The 17,543-nt window shown below is 49.6% G+C and carries 17 protein-coding genes; all 17 read right to left on the reverse strand.

Annotated elements, in window-relative coordinates; all coding sequences use genetic code 11:
- Positions 1 to 25 precede the first annotated feature (25 nt).
- The gene (locus BMW43_RS10940) at positions 26 to 973 is read right to left on the reverse strand and encodes a sugar-binding transcriptional regulator (RefSeq protein ID WP_091747056.1); all 948 of its coding nucleotides are present in this window, start codon (positions 971 to 973) and stop codon (positions 26 to 28) included.
- Between the two features lie 228 nt (positions 974 to 1,201).
- Positions 1,202 to 1,939 carry an alpha-ribazole-5-phosphate synthase gene (locus tag BMW43_RS10945; protein ID WP_177173556.1) on the reverse strand — a complete coding sequence of 246 codons (738 nt, stop codon included), beginning with the start codon at positions 1,937 to 1,939 and terminating at the stop codon, positions 1,202 to 1,204.
- Positions 1,936 to 2,460 carry an ECF transporter S component gene (locus tag BMW43_RS10950; protein ID WP_091747058.1) on the reverse strand — a complete coding sequence of 175 codons (525 nt, stop codon included), beginning with the start codon at positions 2,458 to 2,460 and terminating at the stop codon, positions 1,936 to 1,938. The genes BMW43_RS10945 and BMW43_RS10950 overlap by 4 nt, the downstream gene beginning before the upstream one ends.
- 10 nt (positions 2,461 to 2,470) lie before the next feature.
- The gene (gene eutC / locus BMW43_RS10955) at positions 2,471 to 3,241 is read right to left on the reverse strand and encodes an ethanolamine ammonia-lyase subunit EutC (protein WP_091747061.1); all 771 of its coding nucleotides are present in this window, start codon (positions 3,239 to 3,241) and stop codon (positions 2,471 to 2,473) included.
- Between the two features lie 5 nt (positions 3,242 to 3,246).
- Positions 3,247 to 4,611 (reverse strand): ethanolamine ammonia-lyase subunit EutB, encoded by a 1,365-nt coding sequence (locus tag BMW43_RS10960; protein ID WP_091747063.1) that lies wholly within the window; start codon positions 4,609 to 4,611, stop codon positions 3,247 to 3,249.
- A gap of 15 nt (positions 4,612 to 4,626) precedes the next feature.
- Positions 4,627 to 6,027 carry an ethanolamine ammonia-lyase reactivating factor EutA gene (locus BMW43_RS10965; RefSeq protein WP_091747065.1) on the reverse strand — a complete coding sequence of 467 codons (1,401 nt, stop codon included), beginning with the start codon at positions 6,025 to 6,027 and terminating at the stop codon, positions 4,627 to 4,629.
- A 174-nt stretch (positions 6,028 to 6,201) separates the two neighbouring features.
- On the reverse strand, positions 6,202 to 6,780 hold the full coding sequence (locus BMW43_RS10970; protein WP_091747067.1) for an ANTAR domain-containing response regulator: 579 nt from the start codon (positions 6,778 to 6,780) through the stop codon (positions 6,202 to 6,204).
- Positions 6,777 to 8,213 (reverse strand): sensor histidine kinase, encoded by a 1,437-nt coding sequence (locus BMW43_RS10975; protein ID WP_091747068.1) that lies wholly within the window; start codon positions 8,211 to 8,213, stop codon positions 6,777 to 6,779. The genes BMW43_RS10970 and BMW43_RS10975 overlap by 4 nt, the downstream gene beginning before the upstream one ends.
- Positions 8,214 to 8,325: 112 nt before the next feature.
- On the reverse strand, positions 8,326 to 9,699 hold the full coding sequence (gene eat, locus BMW43_RS10980; RefSeq protein ID WP_245732361.1) for an ethanolamine permease: 1,374 nt from the start codon (positions 9,697 to 9,699) through the stop codon (positions 8,326 to 8,328).
- Between the two features lie 272 nt (positions 9,700 to 9,971).
- Complete coding sequence (locus BMW43_RS10985; RefSeq protein WP_091747071.1) at positions 9,972 to 11,243, reverse strand: NAD(P)/FAD-dependent oxidoreductase; 1,272 nt, start codon at positions 11,241 to 11,243, stop codon at positions 9,972 to 9,974.
- Positions 11,244 to 11,658: 415 nt separating this feature from the next.
- Positions 11,659 to 12,105 (reverse strand): ribose 5-phosphate isomerase B, encoded by a 447-nt coding sequence (rpiB, locus tag BMW43_RS10990; RefSeq protein WP_091747074.1) that lies wholly within the window; start codon positions 12,103 to 12,105, stop codon positions 11,659 to 11,661.
- 32 nt (positions 12,106 to 12,137) lie between these two features.
- Positions 12,138 to 12,797, reverse strand: coding sequence for a ribulose-phosphate 3-epimerase (rpe, locus tag BMW43_RS10995; protein WP_245732362.1), 660 nt, complete (start codon positions 12,795 to 12,797; stop codon positions 12,138 to 12,140).
- Positions 12,798 to 12,812: 15 nt separating this feature from the next.
- On the reverse strand, positions 12,813 to 13,730 hold the full coding sequence (locus BMW43_RS11000; RefSeq protein ID WP_091747080.1) for a transketolase family protein: 918 nt from the start codon (positions 13,728 to 13,730) through the stop codon (positions 12,813 to 12,815).
- Positions 13,731 to 13,732: 2 nt separating this feature from the next.
- The gene (locus BMW43_RS11005; RefSeq protein ID WP_091747083.1) at positions 13,733 to 14,551 is read right to left on the reverse strand and encodes a transketolase; all 819 of its coding nucleotides are present in this window, start codon (positions 14,549 to 14,551) and stop codon (positions 13,733 to 13,735) included.
- A gap of 276 nt (positions 14,552 to 14,827) precedes the next feature.
- Positions 14,828 to 15,862, reverse strand: a complete 1,035-nt coding sequence (locus BMW43_RS11010; protein WP_091747085.1) for a zinc-binding dehydrogenase — start codon at positions 15,860 to 15,862, stop codon at positions 14,828 to 14,830.
- Positions 15,863 to 15,962: 100 nt separating this feature from the next.
- Positions 15,963 to 17,207 (reverse strand): PTS galactitol transporter subunit IIC, encoded by a 1,245-nt coding sequence (locus BMW43_RS11015; RefSeq protein WP_091747275.1) that lies wholly within the window; start codon positions 17,205 to 17,207, stop codon positions 15,963 to 15,965.
- A gap of 49 nt (positions 17,208 to 17,256) precedes the next feature.
- Positions 17,257 to 17,541, reverse strand: coding sequence for a PTS sugar transporter subunit IIB (locus BMW43_RS11020; RefSeq protein ID WP_091747089.1), 285 nt, complete (start codon positions 17,539 to 17,541; stop codon positions 17,257 to 17,259).
- Positions 17,542 to 17,543 lie beyond the last annotated feature (2 nt).

The following is a 17,543-nucleotide window of genomic DNA, read 5'->3' on the forward strand; positions in this document are numbered from 1 at the left end:
GAAAGCTCCCTTACTCCCTATATATTCAGCCGCTGCCCGGATTATGCCTTTCCGACCGGAAGGCCAGCAATAATCTGGCGGTGGCTGCATCGGCAATCAACACATTCATAAACCGTCCCCTTAAAGCACCGTAAATGGCCGGCACTTTTTCCGGTGAGGCGGCAACACCGACAGAGTAGTTCGCTTTCTTCAATGTCTCCAGGTCGATGGCGATGGTCCGGTCCGTTAGTACCGTGTCAACCACCCGGCCTTCCACGTCGTAGAAGCGGGAGCAAACATCACCCACCACGCCGGCCTCCTGTAAAGCGTCAACATATTCTTTGCCAAAAGTCCCTGACCAGACCAGATTGGAATGTCTGAGCGGCGTACCGACACCGACAACGGCAATGCTGACCCGCTCCCACAGATCAATGACCTTACGGCAGTTGGCATCCTGGGTCATGATCTCCTTGGCCTCGACCGAACCGGCAATAGCCGGCGCATACAAATAATGACTCTTGGCCTTAAAGGCATTGGCAACTTTATAGGTAATCGTATTGACATGGTATTCACTGTCCACATTCTCCGGGCCGCCCACCAGGGGAATCATGTCGGCGCTGATCGGGTCACAGGCTTCCGCCATAGCCGCATCAGCCACGGAGGCCATCGTCTTGCCCCAGGCAAAGCCGACAATATCCCCGTCGGTGATCACCCGCCGCAAAAACCGGATGCCCGCCTTCCCCAGGTCAGCGGCCTTATCCACAATATAGGCTTCCTTCAAACCAAAGGTTTTCTCCAGTTGGTTTTCCAGATCTTCATACTCGTCATTAGCAATGGAAATCTGAACCAGACCGGCCAGCATGGCTTTTTTCAGATACTTGCTGACAGTGGTACGGTTAATGCCAAACCGGGCGGCAATTTCATGCTGATTCTTATTCTCCAGATAATACATCTGCGCTACTTTGATCAATAGTCGCTTATCTACAGGAAGCATAACCATACCCTTTCTGTGTGAGCTGCCCTTATCATCACATATGTGACGATAAGGAACTTTTGTTATCTTGTTTTAATCTTAATATAGTTTTTAGAAAATTGCAATAGGTTATTTTCACTTTTTTCTCACTTATTTTTCGCATATTCTACGAAAAAAAGCCCTGGCCGGACACCATTTTGCGGTCCCCACCAAGGCTTTACCTGCAAGAATTGCTTATTTTTTTCTGTCTCACTTCTTTGCTGCAAACCCTCCGATAACTTCCAGGGCAGCATGCCGGACAGGCTTTGCCAAAAACTGTTCATCCACCGCTGCCAGAATTACCGTATTCGGCCCTGCCGATTTTTTCATGTCAATCTGTACCGCCTGCTCCGGAATAAACGTCAGTTCATGACAGGCAGCCAGCAGCTTCGCTTCGGCCAGGATACCTTTTGAACCCACCGGTACCATTTCATACACGCCAGGGTGGGCAAGCAACTCCCGGATGGTGCAATAGCCCACAAGCTGCGCCTGCAGCACTTCCGCTCCGACCAGGGGCGCTCCCACCGCCACAACGGTTAGGCCAGCCCGACAGCGATTGACCCGCAGCCGGACAGTTTCAACCACTCCGACCGCTGTAATGCCAAGACCGGTGGCAAAGGTGGCGAAATTTTCCTCCGTACTGCCGGTCAATACCACCTGCTCAATTTCCGCCAACTCCAGTTCGGTCCGAATGCCCCGGATGACAGCCTGCCCGGTAGGCTTCATCTCGTTGCAAACGGCATTGGCCAGACATACGACTTCAGCTCCCGCACACAACACCTCCAGCAGAACGACCCGGGCCGCGTATCTTCCGGTCACCTCCGGCGGCACCTTCAGTACATCGCCTTCTTTTAATCCGATACCACCGCAGCTATCGCAGGCAATTACCAAAGTGCTTCCCTTTTCCAGCTCGATCAGGGTAAGGTCCCGGACCTTTTCTATCTTCACAGCTGCTGCCTGCCTGCCCATTTCACTTTAACAAAACCCGGCAAAACCTGGAACAAACCAAAAGCCAACCCGATATTCAGCAAAGCCGCGGTGGTCAGCACCGGTAGATAAGCCAACAGCGCAGTTCGCCCCATGAGCGGCAGCAGCCAGGGGTATAACAGCAGCAATGACAGGGGGCCGTTAATCAGACAACCGGCCACCACTGCAGCCATACCGGCCACTCGTTTGGTCCGCGGCTGTTCCCGCAGCCGGCGGTAGATCCAGCCCACAGCCGCGGCGGCCAACGCCATCTCGCCCATAATTAGAACATGCACCGGCAAGGTCAAAGGAAAGCCCGATAACGCGGCAGTGAAAAAGTGACCGGCCGCCCCGACTACAGCGCCGGCCGCCGGCCCTAGCAGTAAGGCGGCCAAAAAAGCCGGCATGGAATCAAATGCGATGGTTCCTAATATTTTAACAGCCGCTCCCATATAGCTTAATGCAATGAAAAAGGCGAGCAAAATTATCCTTCTGATCTCCATTTTTTCTCTCCTACAGCTTAAGTTCAATACCGCTTTTTTTCTCTTTCATCATCAAACAGGCCAGTTGTACAATTTGTGCCCCGGCCTCCACCGGCGGCGTGCCTTTCTTATAGATATTAGAAATCACATTGCGTTGATGCTCCGGTTTAAGAGGGCTTGATTCATAGGCCATGTATGAGCTCATGCTTTCGCCGGTAGCCAGCCCGGGCCGTTCCCCGATCAGCAGAATGGTCACCTTTGCGGTGAGGGCCTGGCTGATTTTATCCATAGTAGCCACCCGGCCATATTTAATAAAAATTGGCGTTCCCAACCGGTAGCCCTCCGCCGTCAGTCCATCAACAATGACCGGATAGATATCTCGGATATTGGCGGTAATGGCATGGGAGCTTAGTCCATCGGCAACGAGAATCTGCACCTCCGGTGCCGCTACGCAGCTATTTTTTACCCTTTGCAACGTTTCTTCGGAAAATAGCCGTCCCAGGTCCGGCCGGGTAATATACTCCTCCTTATCGCGCACCAGTGTTTGTACTTTAAAAAACCCCAATTCATCGATCAAGGCTTCATCCACATCGGACCATACCGAATCCACGGCCACGGCATGGTCGGCCCGGAACCGGAGCAGCGTTTCCGTTTTAAACCGGTCGGCGGCCCGGCCGATGCAAATCCGGGAATTGGTCGTTTTTTTCAGCCGCCGGCAGATTTCATAATCATAAGGCTGGTCAATGGTCACTCTGTCGGTATAATCAATGGCGGCAATATCCTGAATTTCTTCCTGCTTCATCCTTCTCACCCCGGAATCATAAATATTGACGGGTCACCGGCCCGTTCGGTCAGTCGGTTGCCTCTCATAATCCGGAGGCTCTCCATCCGGGCGGCAAACTCGGCGATGGGACCTTTACCGGTAATCTCCCGGATAGCCGCCACATCGTGATGGCTGGTCGTCTGATACATAAGCATTACATCGTCGCCACCGGGGATTCCCATAAAATAAGTGCAATCAGCAGAGGCCAATAAAAGTGCCAGATTTTCCAGATCATTCTGGTCGGCCTTCATATGATTGGTATAGCAAACATCCACCCCCATCGGCAGCCCGCTTAGTTTACCCATAAAATGATCTTCCAGGCCGGCCCGGATGACCTGTTTGCCGTCATACAAATATTCAGGACCGATGAAGCCTACCACCGTATTGACCAGGAACGGTTTATACCTTCTGGCAAAACCATAGCACCGGGCCTCCATCGTCAGCTGATCAGCCTGATGATGCCCCTCTGAGGAAAGCTCCGAACCCTGACCTGTTTCAAAATACATATAATTACTGCCAGTCGAACTCTTTCGCTGCCCCATCAACTGATAGGCCTCATCCATCAAAGCCACATGAATACCGAACGCTTCATTTGACTTTTGCGAGCCGGCAATACTCTGGAACATCAAATCCATTGGCGCCCCCTGCCTCAGCGCCTCCATCTGAGTGGTTACATGGGCCAGCACGCAGTTTTGCGTCGGTATATCCCAGGTAAGCATAAATTCTTTGAATTTGCGTAAAATGAGCGAAATGCTTTCCACCGTATCAACCACCGGATTGAGTCCAATGACGGCATCACCGATGCCGTAGCTGATTCCTTCCATCACAGAGGCCATAATTCCCTCAATATCATCGGTGGCATGATTGGGCTGAAGACGGGAAGAAAACGTCCCTTTCCGGCCGATCGTCGTATTGCAGGTCGCTGTATTTTCTATTTTTCTGGCCCCATAGACCAGATCCAAATTGCTCATCAATTTTGCCACACCGGCTATCATTTCCGCCGTTAATCCGCCACTGACGGACTGCAGCGTCTGTCCTTCGGCCTTAAGAATGAATTCCCGGAAATCACCAACCGTCATCGCTTTGATCTTGTTATATTCTTCGACCACCACGGCGTCCTGAATCACCCGGGTGACCTCATCTTCCTCATAGGGCACCACCGGATTGTTTCTTAAATCCTCTAACGTCAGCTCGGCAAGCACCGCCTTCGCCGCAATTCGCTCCGCCATATCGGCCGCCGCAATACCCGCAAGCTGATCGCCGGATTTTTCCTCGTTGGCTTTAGCCAGCACCTCTTTTACGTCTTTAAAGCGATAGGTCTTTCCAAATAATTTTGTTCTCAACAGCATAGCGCACCTCTTTTGTCAGCTAAAAATCAAGGTTTTTACAATAACCGGCACGGCCTGGGCCACCGGGTTTCCTATATCCACATAGTCACCGCCCTTTACCCGAATCCCGTCCAGACAAAGGATTTTCTTCGTTCCTTTCACCAGGCCGCGCAGAGCCTGCCCCAACGCTTTGGCAAAATCGTGTTCAACAATAACGATGAGCGGTCCGGTGTTCAAGCTCATTCCCTCAACAACGGCGGCAGCCATCGCCTGTATCTGCCGGTAGGAGGGCGACCGGGGCCCCGTAAATGCAATGGCCACCTGCTCGTCGCCGTACAGCCTGATCTGAAAAGCAATCGCCGCACCCAGTCCGTCCAGGTCTTCCACTCCGGTAAAGGGTCTGACAATCGGCACATTCTTAAGCGGCAGCAAATCCTCCGCCAGAAACACCGTACTGCCGCTTATCGTAAAGGCATGACTGCCTGCCCCGATAACAGTGGCCCGGATTTTTTCCTTAGGCTCCAGGAGAGGGGTCCCCTTTTCCCAATATTTATCCCGTATCGACCTGCCAAGCAGCGGACCGATATCCTGAAAGCGAAACAGTTCTTTATCTCTGTCAGGTCCCTGGCAATCATAAATATCCTCGGCCACACCACCGGAAAACAGCATATGTTCTACAGCCAGCTCCTGGTGAGGGTGGTGAATAAACAGTTCCCGGGTTCCCGGCGGCAAAGGAAGCTGCTGCTGAAGCCGCCAAAAGACATCGGCCAGGGCATCGGTCACCTGCCGTAACTCAGCCAGTTCCGGTATCCGGTCAAAGGCAAGCGGTACGCCCAGAACAGCCAATAGCGGTTTAATCCGCTCTGCGATATGCGTCACCCTTCCCTCCCTGTCAAAGCGAATCAGCCTGGCGCCAATATCCAGGGCAAAAGCATCTACCACCTCGCCTTCCCAGAACACCGCTCCATTGCTGGTACCTCCGCCGATATCCATATTCATAACTCTTCCGGACAATCGCTTCGATGCCTCTTGGGCGCCGGCTCCACAGCCGGCCAATACGGCCTCCAGATCAGGCCCGGCGGTGGCCACGACAAAATCTCCGGCAAATTCCGCCAGTACCAGCGCCACTTCTGCCGCGTTTTCTTTACGGGCTGTTTCGCCGGTAATGATAACGGCACCGGTGGAAATATCCTCCTTGTAAAAGCCGGCACTTTTATATTCTCCGGCAATCATGTCCTGCAAACCTGCCGCGTCGATAGTATCCGGCGCCAGCAGCGGCGTAAAATAAACCGGACTTTGATAAATAACCTCCTTTCCGGTAATTTTAAGTTCCGGGATCATCCAGGGCGCCGCCGTATTTTGCACCCTGATCCGGCTGAAAATAAGCTGCGTTGTGGTAGTTCCCACATCAATGCCGACACTTATCAGGTCTTGCATAGCGCTTCCTCCCCCGGTCTTTTCCGGCTACTCCCCCGGCAGGCATGCTTACCACTGTCGACGAGAGCCGGCAAATACTCTTTTCCTTGCCCGCAATAAAAAAGAACCTGCTAAAAAGACCGCCCCATGGACAGCTTTTCTACAGGCTCTTTTGCCAACTTATTCCTTTTTACTTCATCTCATTTCTTTTTCCCGATCAATAATCCGCCGGGCAATCTGGGCCACCGTCACCTGATGCCGCATGGCCTCCCGGAGCATTCTGTTATGCGCCTCCTGGGCCGAAAGGCTCAGCCGGTCCTGGACAAACGCTCTGGCCCGGGCGATCAGCTTCTGGTTTTCCAGTTGTTCTTTGGTTGCCTGCAGTTCCTGATGGACCTGGCACATATCCTGCCAGCGTCCATAAGCAATTTGTACGGTAGCCAGCAAATTCTTTTCCGAAACCGGTTTAATCAGATAACCATACACATGGACAGCTTCCGCCCGTTTGATCGTGTTAGGCTGACTGTAGGCCGTTACCATAACCACCGGTATGTTGAGACTGTGCATCACCTTGGCTGTCTCGATCCCGTCCAGCCCCGGCATCATCACATCCAGAATGACCAGCTCCGGCGCTGTCTGTTTGGCCAGTTCGATAGCCCTCATTCCATCGCCGCATTCGGCGCAGACAATATGGCCCGCTTTCTCCAGCATTTCCTTAATATCTACCCGGATCAGTACTTCATCTTCGGCCAGCAATATGGATAATGGTTTCACAATGTCTGCTCCTTTCCGCCTGAAAGAAAAGATATGGTCGCAACGGTTGAGCCGTGCTGACGGTTGAGGGAAAATGAACCGCCCAGTTGATCGCAAATAAGCAGCTGGACAATATAGAGGCCCAGTTTATTGCCTGCCGGCAACTGCTTCAGCACCGTCTCGGCGCCGCTGTCAATCACCTGAATGGTAATACAGCCGGCCGTTTCCCGGATGCTTACCCGGATTTCACCGTCCGGCTCGGTCTTGATCCCATGCTTCAGGCTGTTGGTCACCAATTCATTTAATACCAGCGCCACCGGCACACTCTGCTGCGCCGGTATCATAATGGATGCTCCCTCTACCTGGGTGTGAATCTCCTGTTCAGCCAGACTGTAACCGGCAACGATGTTAGATACGATGTATTCGGCCAGTTCCTTCAAATCGACAGTTTCCCAGGATTGCCGGGCCAGCACCTCATGAACCCGGGAAATAGAAAGAATGCGGTTGACACAGGTGGCAAACTCACTCTGAACTGTTTCCGAGCGGGAGCGGTTCATCTGAAGGCGCAGCAAGGATACTACGTTTTGCAGCGTATTTTTAACCCGGTGATGAATTTCCTGAATGACCGCACTCTTTACATCCAGTTCCTTTTCCTTTTGCCGCAGCTCGGTCACATCCTGTACCGATACCACACAGCCGCTTAGCTCTCCGTCCGTAACCAGCGGATGGGCCTGACACAAGTAACTGACATGGCCAAATTCCAGATTGACCGCCTTTTTCAAGCCCTCCACCAGTTCCTCCAGCGAACCGTAGGACAGGGCGGTAATCAGGTTTTCCTTCAGCCCCCTGGCACCGCACAATACCTCCAGCATGCGTTCGGCGTGTTTATTGGTATAGGTAATGGCTCCGGCCTGATCAAGCACGAAAATTCCACTGCCCAGCCACTCTTCCCAGCCCCAGCCTGTCGTGGTAAAGTCCATCAAAGTCCGGCTCAGGTGCTCCGCCGTCTGGCTTAAAAATTCGACCTGCTCCTCCTGCCGTATTTCTTCCGAAATATCCTTTTCCATGATCAATACGCCAATCACGTGTTTTGTCAGATTGGTAACCGGCACAACCGTCTGGGCAATCGGCACCCCTTCCTGGCTAATGCCGCGAATATCCCGCATAATTTGCCCGCCAGTCAGTGCCTTATACACAGCCGGCTCTTTCTCCGCATAGGCCAGTTGACCGACCACGCTGCGGTTATACAAAGAACGGTTGGCGGAAGAATGAGCCCAGGCCAATACAATCGAGTCGCTGCTGTTCCTGCACAGGGCATCAATGAAAACATCCGTCCCTGTCAGTTCAGCGGTTATGTCCAGCTGACCCGCTATATTTTCCAGAATCACAATATCCGGTTCTGTCAGGTACGTATACTCCAGACATAGCTCACGCAGCAATCCCGTTTTAACCATGACTTTATCCTCCGCCGCAACCACTTACTACAACTACTTATATTTATCACTTAGTTAACCATATTCTATTTTATCCTGTCAATACGCAGCGATAACCGGCTGCCGGTTACGATTAGTCCAATTCATCCAGTACGTCGAATTCTTCTTCAAAAGGACGGATATTTTTATTCCCCCAGATGAAGTAATAAATGATGGAAACAACATACACGCCGCATACCCAGGTCAGTGCTTCGCTGGAAGTATACAGCAGGCTGCCCAGACAAAATATAGCCATGGCAATACTGATCAGGGGAACAATCGGATAAGATACTTTAAAGGGGCGCTTCAGTTCCGGTTCCCGGGAACGAAGCACAAACAGGCTTACCAGACTGATAATATACATCACTACCGAGCCAAAGGCCGATATGATAATAACCACATTGGTTAATCCGGTCAGAGCAGCTCCTAAACCGATCATACCTGGAACAATCAGACCCCAGACAGGCGTCCGGTGTTTGGGATGGACATAGGCCAGAAACTTGGGAAGATAACCGGTACGGGCCATCGCGTAAGTCTGGCGGGAATAGCCGAAAATAATGCCATGCAGCGAGGCAATCAGGCCAAACAATCCGATAAAGTTAATTAACAGTACAATAAAGGACCCTTCGCCATAAACACCCGACAACGCCATGGGCAGCGGAAAATCAATGGAATCAACCAGTTTGGTGTCGGTAATGCCGGCCGTTAGCAGCAGTGTGGCGAAAGCCATCACCATCAGTGTGCCCATACCGCTCAAGAAACCTATCGATATATCCTTCTGGGGATTGACCATTTCCTCCGCCGACATGGCGCCCCCCTCAATAGCCAGATAAAACCAGATGGCAAAGGGAACTGCCGCCATCACACCGCTCATGCCGTTAGGCAGCATGGGCTCTGCCGTGAGCCTGGACAGTTCAAAATGCGGCAGCGCCAGCGCCCAGTAAAGCACCAGGCCGACTAGAGCCACAATGGTCACAATCAGTTCAAAAGTAGCCGAGGTTTTCATCCCCCAGTAATTGATAAAGATAAATAACAGGAAAGCAATGACGGTAGCGGTCAGAACAGGAATGCCCGGCAGCATATTATGAATATAGCCGCCAACGGCCAGGGCAATGGCCGGTGGCGCAAAAACGAATTCAATCAGGCAACTGATGCCATTCATATAGCCCCAGAACTTACCAAGTCCCCGGCGGGCATAGGCCGAAGGACCGCCGGCATGGGGAATGGCTGTGGCCAGCTCGGAATAAGACAATATAAAGGTAACATAGAAAATAGTAACCGGGATCAACGCCAGGGCCAGGCCGATAGCCCCGCCGGCCGCAAAGCCATAGCTCCAGCCAAAATAATTGCCCGATATAACAAGACCTACCGCCAGCGCCCACAGATGGACCGGCTTTAATACCCGGGTAAGTTTCACATCCTCCACCGGTGCCACTGGGGCTGCTTCATATTTCATGCTTGTTTCCATACACATCCTCCTTAACGGGCAAGACGAAAAGGCTCACTTCAACGGACAGTTTCCCGTACGTCAAAATGAGCCTCTTTGCCCTGCCGGTATGATTATTTTTCACCTTGCTGTTTCAATGCAGAAAAAAAGCCCAACAAGAAATGTCATGTACACGACACTTTTGTCAGGCTCTATTGCCAGTTATTTCTTTGTAACAATAATAAATTAACTCAGCTGATCATTTATTGCTTATATAATAACCAAGTTTACCGCTATTGTCAAATGGTATTTTGCTACTCTTTGATCTGTTTATTTACATTCGGCATAATTAACCGAACGCTGCGGTCATAGAAGAAATATTCCCAAGCCCAGTTAATAACGGTAATGATACGGTTCCTGGCACCCACTAAACGGATGACATGAACAACCAGCCACAACAGCCAGGCAACAAAGCCGGTCGGTTCCCAGTTACCCATGCGGGCTACCGCCACATTACGGCCAATAATAGCCATGGCGCCGGGATCTTTATAAACAAAGGTTTCCTGGTCTTCTCCCTTAATCGCGTGGCAGATGTTTTTGGCAACCACAGCGGCTCCCTGGGTGGCGACCGGAGCGATCATCGGCAGCGGGCGTCCGTCCTGTTCGAAATGAGAGGAGTCCCCAATGGCATACACTTCCGGATGGCTTTCCACCTGCAGTGTCGAAGTAACGGCAATCCGGCGCATGCTGGCAAGCTTCAGGCCGCTATCGCGGGCCACGCTGGCAGCTTGTACCCCGGCACCCCAGACCAAGGTATGGGACGGAATGACTTCGTCGCCGGCCAAAAGTACTCTTTCACCGTTAAAGTCAACCACTTTGGCTTCCAAACGGACATCTACCTTCTTTTTACGCAGTACTTCTACCGTATAATCGCGGTGATGCTGTGGCATAACCGGCAGCAAACAGGTCGCTGCTTCCAAAAGAATGACCTTTACTTCTTTTAAGTTTAGTCGCGGGAAATCTTTTACCAGCACCATGCTCATCAATTCCGATATAGCTCCTGCCGTTTCCACGCCGGTAGGACCGCCGCCAACCACGACAAAAGTCAGGAGGGCTTTACGCACTTCCGGATCCTCTTCATACTCGGCCCGTTCCACCATGCTCAGGATATGATTACGCAAACCGATAGCATCTTCCATGTCTTTTAACCCGAAGGCATTTTCTTCAATGGACTGCATGCCGAAAAAGTTGCTGGAACCCCCAGCAGCAATAATCAGATAATCATACGTAATATCCTTGCCGTCGATGGTCATTACCTTTTTGTTATCCGCATCGATTTTCGATACCCTGGTCATACGGAATTCAATATTCTTCTGATAGCGCAGAATATCGCGCAACGGATAAGCAATATCGGACGGTTCCAGTTCCGCCGTGGCAACCTGATATAAAAGCGGCTGGAATAATTGATAATTACGTTTTTCCACCAAAGTCACCCGTACCGGTGCATGAGCCAGCGATTGCGCAGCTTTGAGTCCGCCGAAACCGCCGCCTATGATAACTACATGAGGTCTGTTATTTTCTCCCATAACTAAACATCCTTTCGATTTAAATGCTGATTCTGCTTTCAGTATTTACCATATGTGATTTTTTTCACTCTTTTGTGCAGAAGACTTCCTGAAAGACTGAAAAGTAGTGATATGTTATTTTAGCAAACTTATAACCACTATTTCAAGTACTTCGGCAAAAAAATGTTCATTTTTTCACAAATCAGAATAAAAAATTAATAAACCCGCCTAGCACTTGGTTTTGCGCGGTATTTTTGCACTTTTGTCCACTGCCCCAAGGAACTTCCGCAGAGAATAAATAAAGATTTACAGACTTATAGATATCCTATAAACTGTAAATCTTTACAATCAAAAAAGTACCATGCAATTTACAATTTATCTTTGCAATGGACAATATTTATTTACTCATCTTGCTGCCACACCTGGCAACAGACTGTTAACAGCTCTGGTTTTTCTCCAGCTCGACAAGCAGATCCAGGCGTTTTTGATGATGGGCCCCTACATAACCAGCTTCCAGCCAGGTATCGACAATCATCAAAGCCAGTCCCTGGCCGATGACTCTTTCGCCCAGGCAGAGCACATTGGAATTATTATGCTCCTTGGTCAGCTTGGCAGTGAACACATCCCCCACTAAGGCGGCGCGGATGCCGTCAATCTTATTGGCCGCGATGGAAATACCCACACCGGTACCGCAGCACAATATCCCTTCCGTGCATTCGCCGGATTTAATGCTGTTGGCTACGGCCAACGCATAATTCGGATAATCAACACTATCGGCCGAGTTAGTTCCGAAATCCTTACAGGCAATTCCCTTGCTTTCCAAGTGTTTCTTAATTGCATTCTTAAGCTGGTATCCACCATGGTCGGCACCTAAAGCGATCATGCCAGCACCTCCTTACCATATTTAGCCTCCCATTATTTAAGAGCGGCGTAAAAATCCTGAATGTTTTTCTCAAGCGAACCATTGAACATGGAGGAACCAATGACAATATCACTGGCGCCATGGCGAACCACTTCGGCTATATTGCCAAGGTTGATGCCGCCGTCCACTTGAATGGAAAAGCCCAGACTTTTTTCTTGTTTGTATTGGTTCAGTTCAGCAATTTTATCCAGCATGCCGGGAATAAATTTCTGTCCGCCAAAGCCCGGTTCAACCGTCATGATTAACACACGGTCCAGCATATGGCCTACATGCTTGATCGTATCGATCGGCGTAGCCGGGTTTAATGCCACACCGGCCTTCATCCCCAGATTTTTGATGGTAGTCAGCGTCCGGTACAAATGAGGACAGGCTTCTCCATGAACGGTTACCGAATCCACCCCGGCATCAGCCAGACGGGCCAGCAGGGAGTCGGCATCGGTCACCATCAGATGGGCATCAAACTCCATTTTTGCCGTAACCGAACGCAGCATTTTTATTTGATCAGGGCCAAACGTAATATTCGGAACAAAATGGCCGTCCATCACATCCAGATGCAGAACAGGCACTGCATGTTGCTCCAGCACCTTGATGTCCTGCTCCAGATTACAGAAATTCGCTCCCAATATCGATGGCGATATTTTTACCGACATCATCTATCTCCTTCTATCCTAGAACGACTTTACCGTACCGGCAATGCATTCTGCAGTCAGGCTGTGACAAGCTAAGAGTTCAGCCGGTTTACCTGAGCTGCCGAAGCAATCGTTAATACCAATCATACGAACTTTGGTCGGATGTTCCTGCGCTAGCAATTCGCATACGGCAGAACCTAAGCCGCCAACTACGCTATGTTCTTCGGCAGTTACCACTTTACCGGTGGCTTTGGCTACTTTGAGCACCAATTCTTTGTCCAACGGCTTAATGGTGCCAATATTGACAACGGTAGCTTCAATACCTTCGGCTTTTAATTGGTCGGCTGCTTCCAGTGCTTTGGCAACCATAATGCCTGTGGCAATAATGGCTACGTCTTTGCCTTCCCGCAACACTTCGCCTTTACCCATTTCAAACTTATAGCTTTCGTCATGGATTGCCGGCGTAGCTGCCCGGCCCAGTCTGATGTATACAGGTCCGTAGTATTCAGCCGCAAAGGAAATGGCCTGCTTAGCTTCGATCGCATCGGCAGGATTCAGCACAACCATGTTGGGAATGCTGCGCATCAGGGAAATATCTTCTACTGCCTGATGGCTGCCACCGTCTTCGCCGACAGTTACGCCGGCATGGGTTGCCGCAATTTTCACGTTCAGTTTCGGATAAGCCACGGAGTTTCTAATTTGCTCAAAAGCACGGCCGGCAGCAAAAATAGCAAAGGTACTGGCAAAAGGAATCTTGCCACAGGTAGCCAGACCGGCAGCCGTTCCAATCATATCCTGCTCGGAAATTCCCATATCAAAGAAGCGTTCCGGGCATGCTTTTTTAAAATCAATGGTTTTCGTAGCTTTTGCCAAGTCGGCGTCAAGGACTACCACCTTAGGGTTTTTGCTAAGTTCTACTAAAGCCTGACCATAGGCTTCTCTTGTTGCGATGCTCATGCTTACAGGCTCCCTTCTAATTCAGCAATTGCTTGATCTCTTTGTTCTTTGTTCGGCGCACTGCCATGCCAGCCGACCTGGTTTTCCATGAAGGAAACACCTTTGCCTTTTACTGTTTTGGCAACAATAACGGTCGGTTTGCCTTTTACCGTTTTAGCCTGATCAATGGCGGCACCGATTTCTTCCGGATTATGGCCATCAATGGAGATGACATTCCAGCCAAAAGCGGCAAATTTATCAGTTACCGGGTTTACGTTCATAACTTCTTCGTTGGTGCCGTCAATCTGCAGGCCGTTATGGTCAACAAATATAGTCAGGTTATCCAGTTTGTAGTGAGCCGAAGACATGGCTGCTTCCCAAATCTGGCCTTCCTGCAGTTCGCCGTCGCCGACAATAGCATAGACATGATAATCTTTTTTATCCAATTTACCGGCAATAGCCATGCCGTTAGCGGCAGACAGGCCTTGTCCCAAAGAACCGGTCGACATATCGACACCGGGAGTTTTCTTCATATCCGGATGGCCCTGTAACGTGGACTCGAATTTTCTTAAGGTCTTGAGGTTTTCCACCGGGAAAAAGCCTCTTTCAGCCAGCACGGCATACAAGCCGGGTGCTGCATGGCCTTTGGACAGGACAAATCTGTCTCTGTCTTCCCATTTAGGTTCATTAGTCCGAATGTTCATTTTCGTAAAATATAACACGGTCAGTATGTCGGTCATCGATAACGATCCGCCCGGATGGCCGGATCCTGCAGCAGCTAACATATCAACGATGTTAATTCTTACTTTAGTGGCTATTTTCTTTAGCTCAGTCGTATTCATCCGCATTCACCTTTCGTTTAAGTATCTCTAGTTCCTGTTGGAAATAGAGTATGCTTCTTACCTCTTATTTATCCACAATTACCGTTGCCGCACAATAGGCATAACGGTAATGCCTGGAATATAGTTATATTATATACTATCTTTCCCGATAAAAAAACAGGGAGAATTAAATTTTTTTCACAAAAAGAAATGACTGTTTACATTTGTAAAAGTCATTCTCCTTTGTTTACAAAGAATTTTTGCTAAAACCAGCAGGAATTACTTTGCCAATTGTTCCTATTCTTCCAGCGGAGCCAACACGACCTTGATCGCTTCGCCTTTTTTAATGGCGTCGTAGGCTTTGTCCCATTCGTTGATTTTAAACTGGTGAGATACCAATTCATGAGCTTTTACGGCACCGATGTTCATCAGATGCAGCGACGGTTCCCAGTCGGCCGGTTTCTGACTGCGGCAGCCCATCACCCGGATTTCCTTCTGAATGATTTTTTCAAAGTCGGTGGAGATTTCCGCTTGCGGGAAAATGCCGACCTGCACGTATTCGCCCTGCTTGCGTAAGAGGTCCAAACCTGTATTTAAGGAAGGCGGTGCACCGGTGCATTCAAACACGATATCAGCACCATAACCATCGGTTAAATCATTAACAATCTGTTTTAAATCCTGGGTCTGGATATCTACCGCCACATCAACGCCCAGGCTCAACCCTTTATCAAGTCTGCTTTTGTCTTTGGACAATCCGGTAATCACGGTTTTGGCGCCATAATGCTTGGCAATCTGGGCCACCAAAAGGCCAATGGGTCCCGGTCCCAAGATGACAGCTACATCGCCGGGTTTTACACTGCTTTTCATCACGGCATGGTGGGCACAGGCTACTGCTTCGGTCATGGAGGCAGCCAGGTAGTCCACATTTTCCGGAAGCATATGTACGCTTTCCTTGCGGGCAATCAGATAGTTGGTGAAGGCACCATGAACCTGTGACCCCAGGCCTTTACGATGACTGCAGAGGTTATAGTCCTGAGACTTGCAATATCTGCACTCGCCGCAAATATGGAAGGTAGTTTCCGAAGTCACGCGGTCACCGACTTTAAATTCCGTTACACCTTCGCCCACTTCCACTACTTCACCAGCAAATTCATGGCCTAAGGTAACAGGAACAGCGACCTTGTACTTTCCTTCATACGTATGCAGGTCAGACCCGCAAATGCCGGCAAATTTAATTTTAATTTTAACCTGATTAGGGCCTACTGCTGGTTCTTCTCTGTCGACAACAATCAAATTGCCATGACCCAATTCTTGTTTTACCAACGCTTTCATGAAATCCCCTCCAATGTCTGTTTATTATGCGCCTTTTGGGCTGGCATCCGTAAATGCCAGCCCAGGAAAGCGCCTGTTAATTCAATTATAAGACTAGATTCTAGTTAAACAAAGCGAATAATTTATAGATCAACCAGTGAATCAAGTTACCGCCTTGGTCAATACTGGAGATAAGATTGGTTCCTTCAGGCATTTTGAAGTGGGCGTCCACAGCCATCTGGGTATGGAACACAGCCACGTCGGTTGCCATGTAGAGCGACATAGCGAGTACAACGGTACCGGCGATAACGGAGTGAATGATGTTGCCTCTGGCAGTACCAACGATGAAGCATACGATGAACGGAATGGTAGCCAAGTCACCGAACGGTAACACTTTATTGCCAGGAAGAATAACAGCCAGCAGAATCGTAATAGGAACCAGAATCAAAGCAGTCGCGATAACGGACGGATGGCCAATTGCAACAGCAGCATCCAGACCGATATACACATCTTTTTCACCGAATTTCTTGCTCAGGAATTCACGGGCCGATTCCGAGATAGGAATAAGACCTTCCATCAGAATTTTAACCATTCTCGGCATCAGGAACATAACAGCGCCCATTGCCACACCGACTTTAACGATTTTGCCAAGATCATAACCAGCCAAACCGCCAAGTACGCAACCTAAGATCAAGCCCATGAAGATCGGTTCGCCGAAAATACCGAAACGTTTTTGGATTGTATCCGGGTCAGCGTGAAGATCTTTAATTCCAGGAATTTTCTGAATAAGCCAAACAAGAGGAATACCGATCGGAGCATAGGAAACGGTGCTGCCTGTCGGAACGGAAATACCGGGTAATTCAAAGTATTCTTCCAGCAACGGAGCTGTCCAGTCAGCAATTTTCAAAACAACAATTTCGAAGATAACTGCTGCAATCAAGGCTTGGGCCAAGCTGCCGCTCAAAGAATAAACAAACGCGCCGCAGAAAGTAAAATGCCAGTAGTTCCAAAGGTCGATATCCATCGTTTTCGTCGTTTTGGTAACCAGCATGATGATGTTTACAACCAAACCTACGGGAATAACCAAAGCTGCTACCGGAGATGCCCAGGCAATACTTGCTGCACCCGGCCAGCCGATATCAATAATATTAAGGCCAATACCGAAACGGTGTACCATGCCTTGCGCTGCCGGAGCCAAATTGGAAACCAGCAGGTCAACCACCATGAAAATACCTGTAAAACCAACACCAATAATAAGACCTGAACGGAACGATCTGCCGGGAGTCTGACCGAACAGCATACCCAGGAAGAAAACGGCTACCGGTAAGATTACCGTCGGGCCTAGGCCCAAAAATGCCTGAAACATAGGAATTAAATTTTCCACTGCAATCCCTCCATACTATTTACTCTTTATATTATTTTTTTAGTTCATCGAGAATTTGCGCTTTAACAGCATCCAGACCAATACCAGTTAAAAAAGCTCTGGCATTAATAACCGGGAACGGGAATTCCTGTTTAACGATTGTAGTAGTTACCAAAAGTGATGCGCGTTCTACATAACCGGGGACTTCGGTAATTTTGCACTGTACCACTTCCACGTCCAGTTTGTTTTCTTTCGCGATTTTACCCACTGCTTCAGATACAACGGTCGAGGTTGCAATCCCAGTGCCACAAGCTACCAATACAACTTTTCTAGCCATTA

Origin of the sequence: Propionispora vibrioides, from assembly GCF_900110485.1 — a bacterium.
In the GTDB taxonomy this organism is placed as follows: Bacteria; Bacillota; Negativicutes; order Propionisporales; family Propionisporaceae; genus Propionispora; species Propionispora vibrioides.

Coding starts and splice junctions, on each gene's coding strand:
- BMW43_RS10940 (WP_091747056.1), bottom strand. CDS start 973: ATGCTTCCTGTAGATAAGCGACTATTGATCAAAGTAGCGCAGATGTAT.
- BMW43_RS10950 (WP_091747058.1), bottom strand. CDS start 2,460: ATGGAGATCAGAAGGATAATTTTGCTCGCCTTTTTCATTGCATTAAGC.
- eutC (WP_091747061.1), bottom strand. CDS start 3,241: ATGAAGCAGGAAGAAATTCAGGATATTGCCGCCATTGATTATACCGAC.
- BMW43_RS10960 (WP_091747063.1), bottom strand. CDS start 4,611: ATGCTGTTGAGAACAAAATTATTTGGAAAGACCTATCGCTTTAAAGAC.
- BMW43_RS10965 (WP_091747065.1), bottom strand. CDS start 6,027: ATGCAAGACCTGATAAGTGTCGGCATTGATGTGGGAACTACCACAACG.
- BMW43_RS10975 (WP_091747068.1), bottom strand. CDS start 8,213: ATGGTTAAAACGGGATTGCTGCGTGAGCTATGTCTGGAGTATACGTAC.
- eat (WP_245732361.1), bottom strand. CDS start 9,699: ATGGAAACAAGCATGAAATATGAAGCAGCCCCAGTGGCACCGGTGGAG.
- BMW43_RS10985 (WP_091747071.1), bottom strand. CDS start 11,243: ATGGGAGAAAATAACAGACCTCATGTAGTTATCATAGGCGGCGGTTTC.
- rpiB (WP_091747074.1), bottom strand. CDS start 12,105: ATGATCGCTTTAGGTGCCGACCATGGTGGATACCAGCTTAAGAATGCA.
- rpe (WP_245732362.1), bottom strand. CDS start 12,797: ATGATGTCGGTAAAAATATCGCCATCGATATTGGGAGCGAATTTCTGT.
- BMW43_RS11000 (WP_091747080.1), bottom strand. CDS start 13,730: ATGAGCATCGCAACAAGAGAAGCCTATGGTCAGGCTTTAGTAGAACTT.
- BMW43_RS11005 (WP_091747083.1), bottom strand. CDS start 14,551: ATGAATACGACTGAGCTAAAGAAAATAGCCACTAAAGTAAGAATTAAC.
- BMW43_RS11010 (WP_091747085.1), bottom strand. CDS start 15,862: ATGAAAGCGTTGGTAAAACAAGAATTGGGTCATGGCAATTTGATTGTT.
- BMW43_RS11015 (WP_091747275.1), bottom strand. CDS start 17,207: ATGTTTCAGGCATTTTTGGGCCTAGGCCCGACGGTAATCTTACCGGTA.
- BMW43_RS11020 (WP_091747089.1), bottom strand. CDS start 17,541: ATGGCTAGAAAAGTTGTATTGGTAGCTTGTGGCACTGGGATTGCAACC.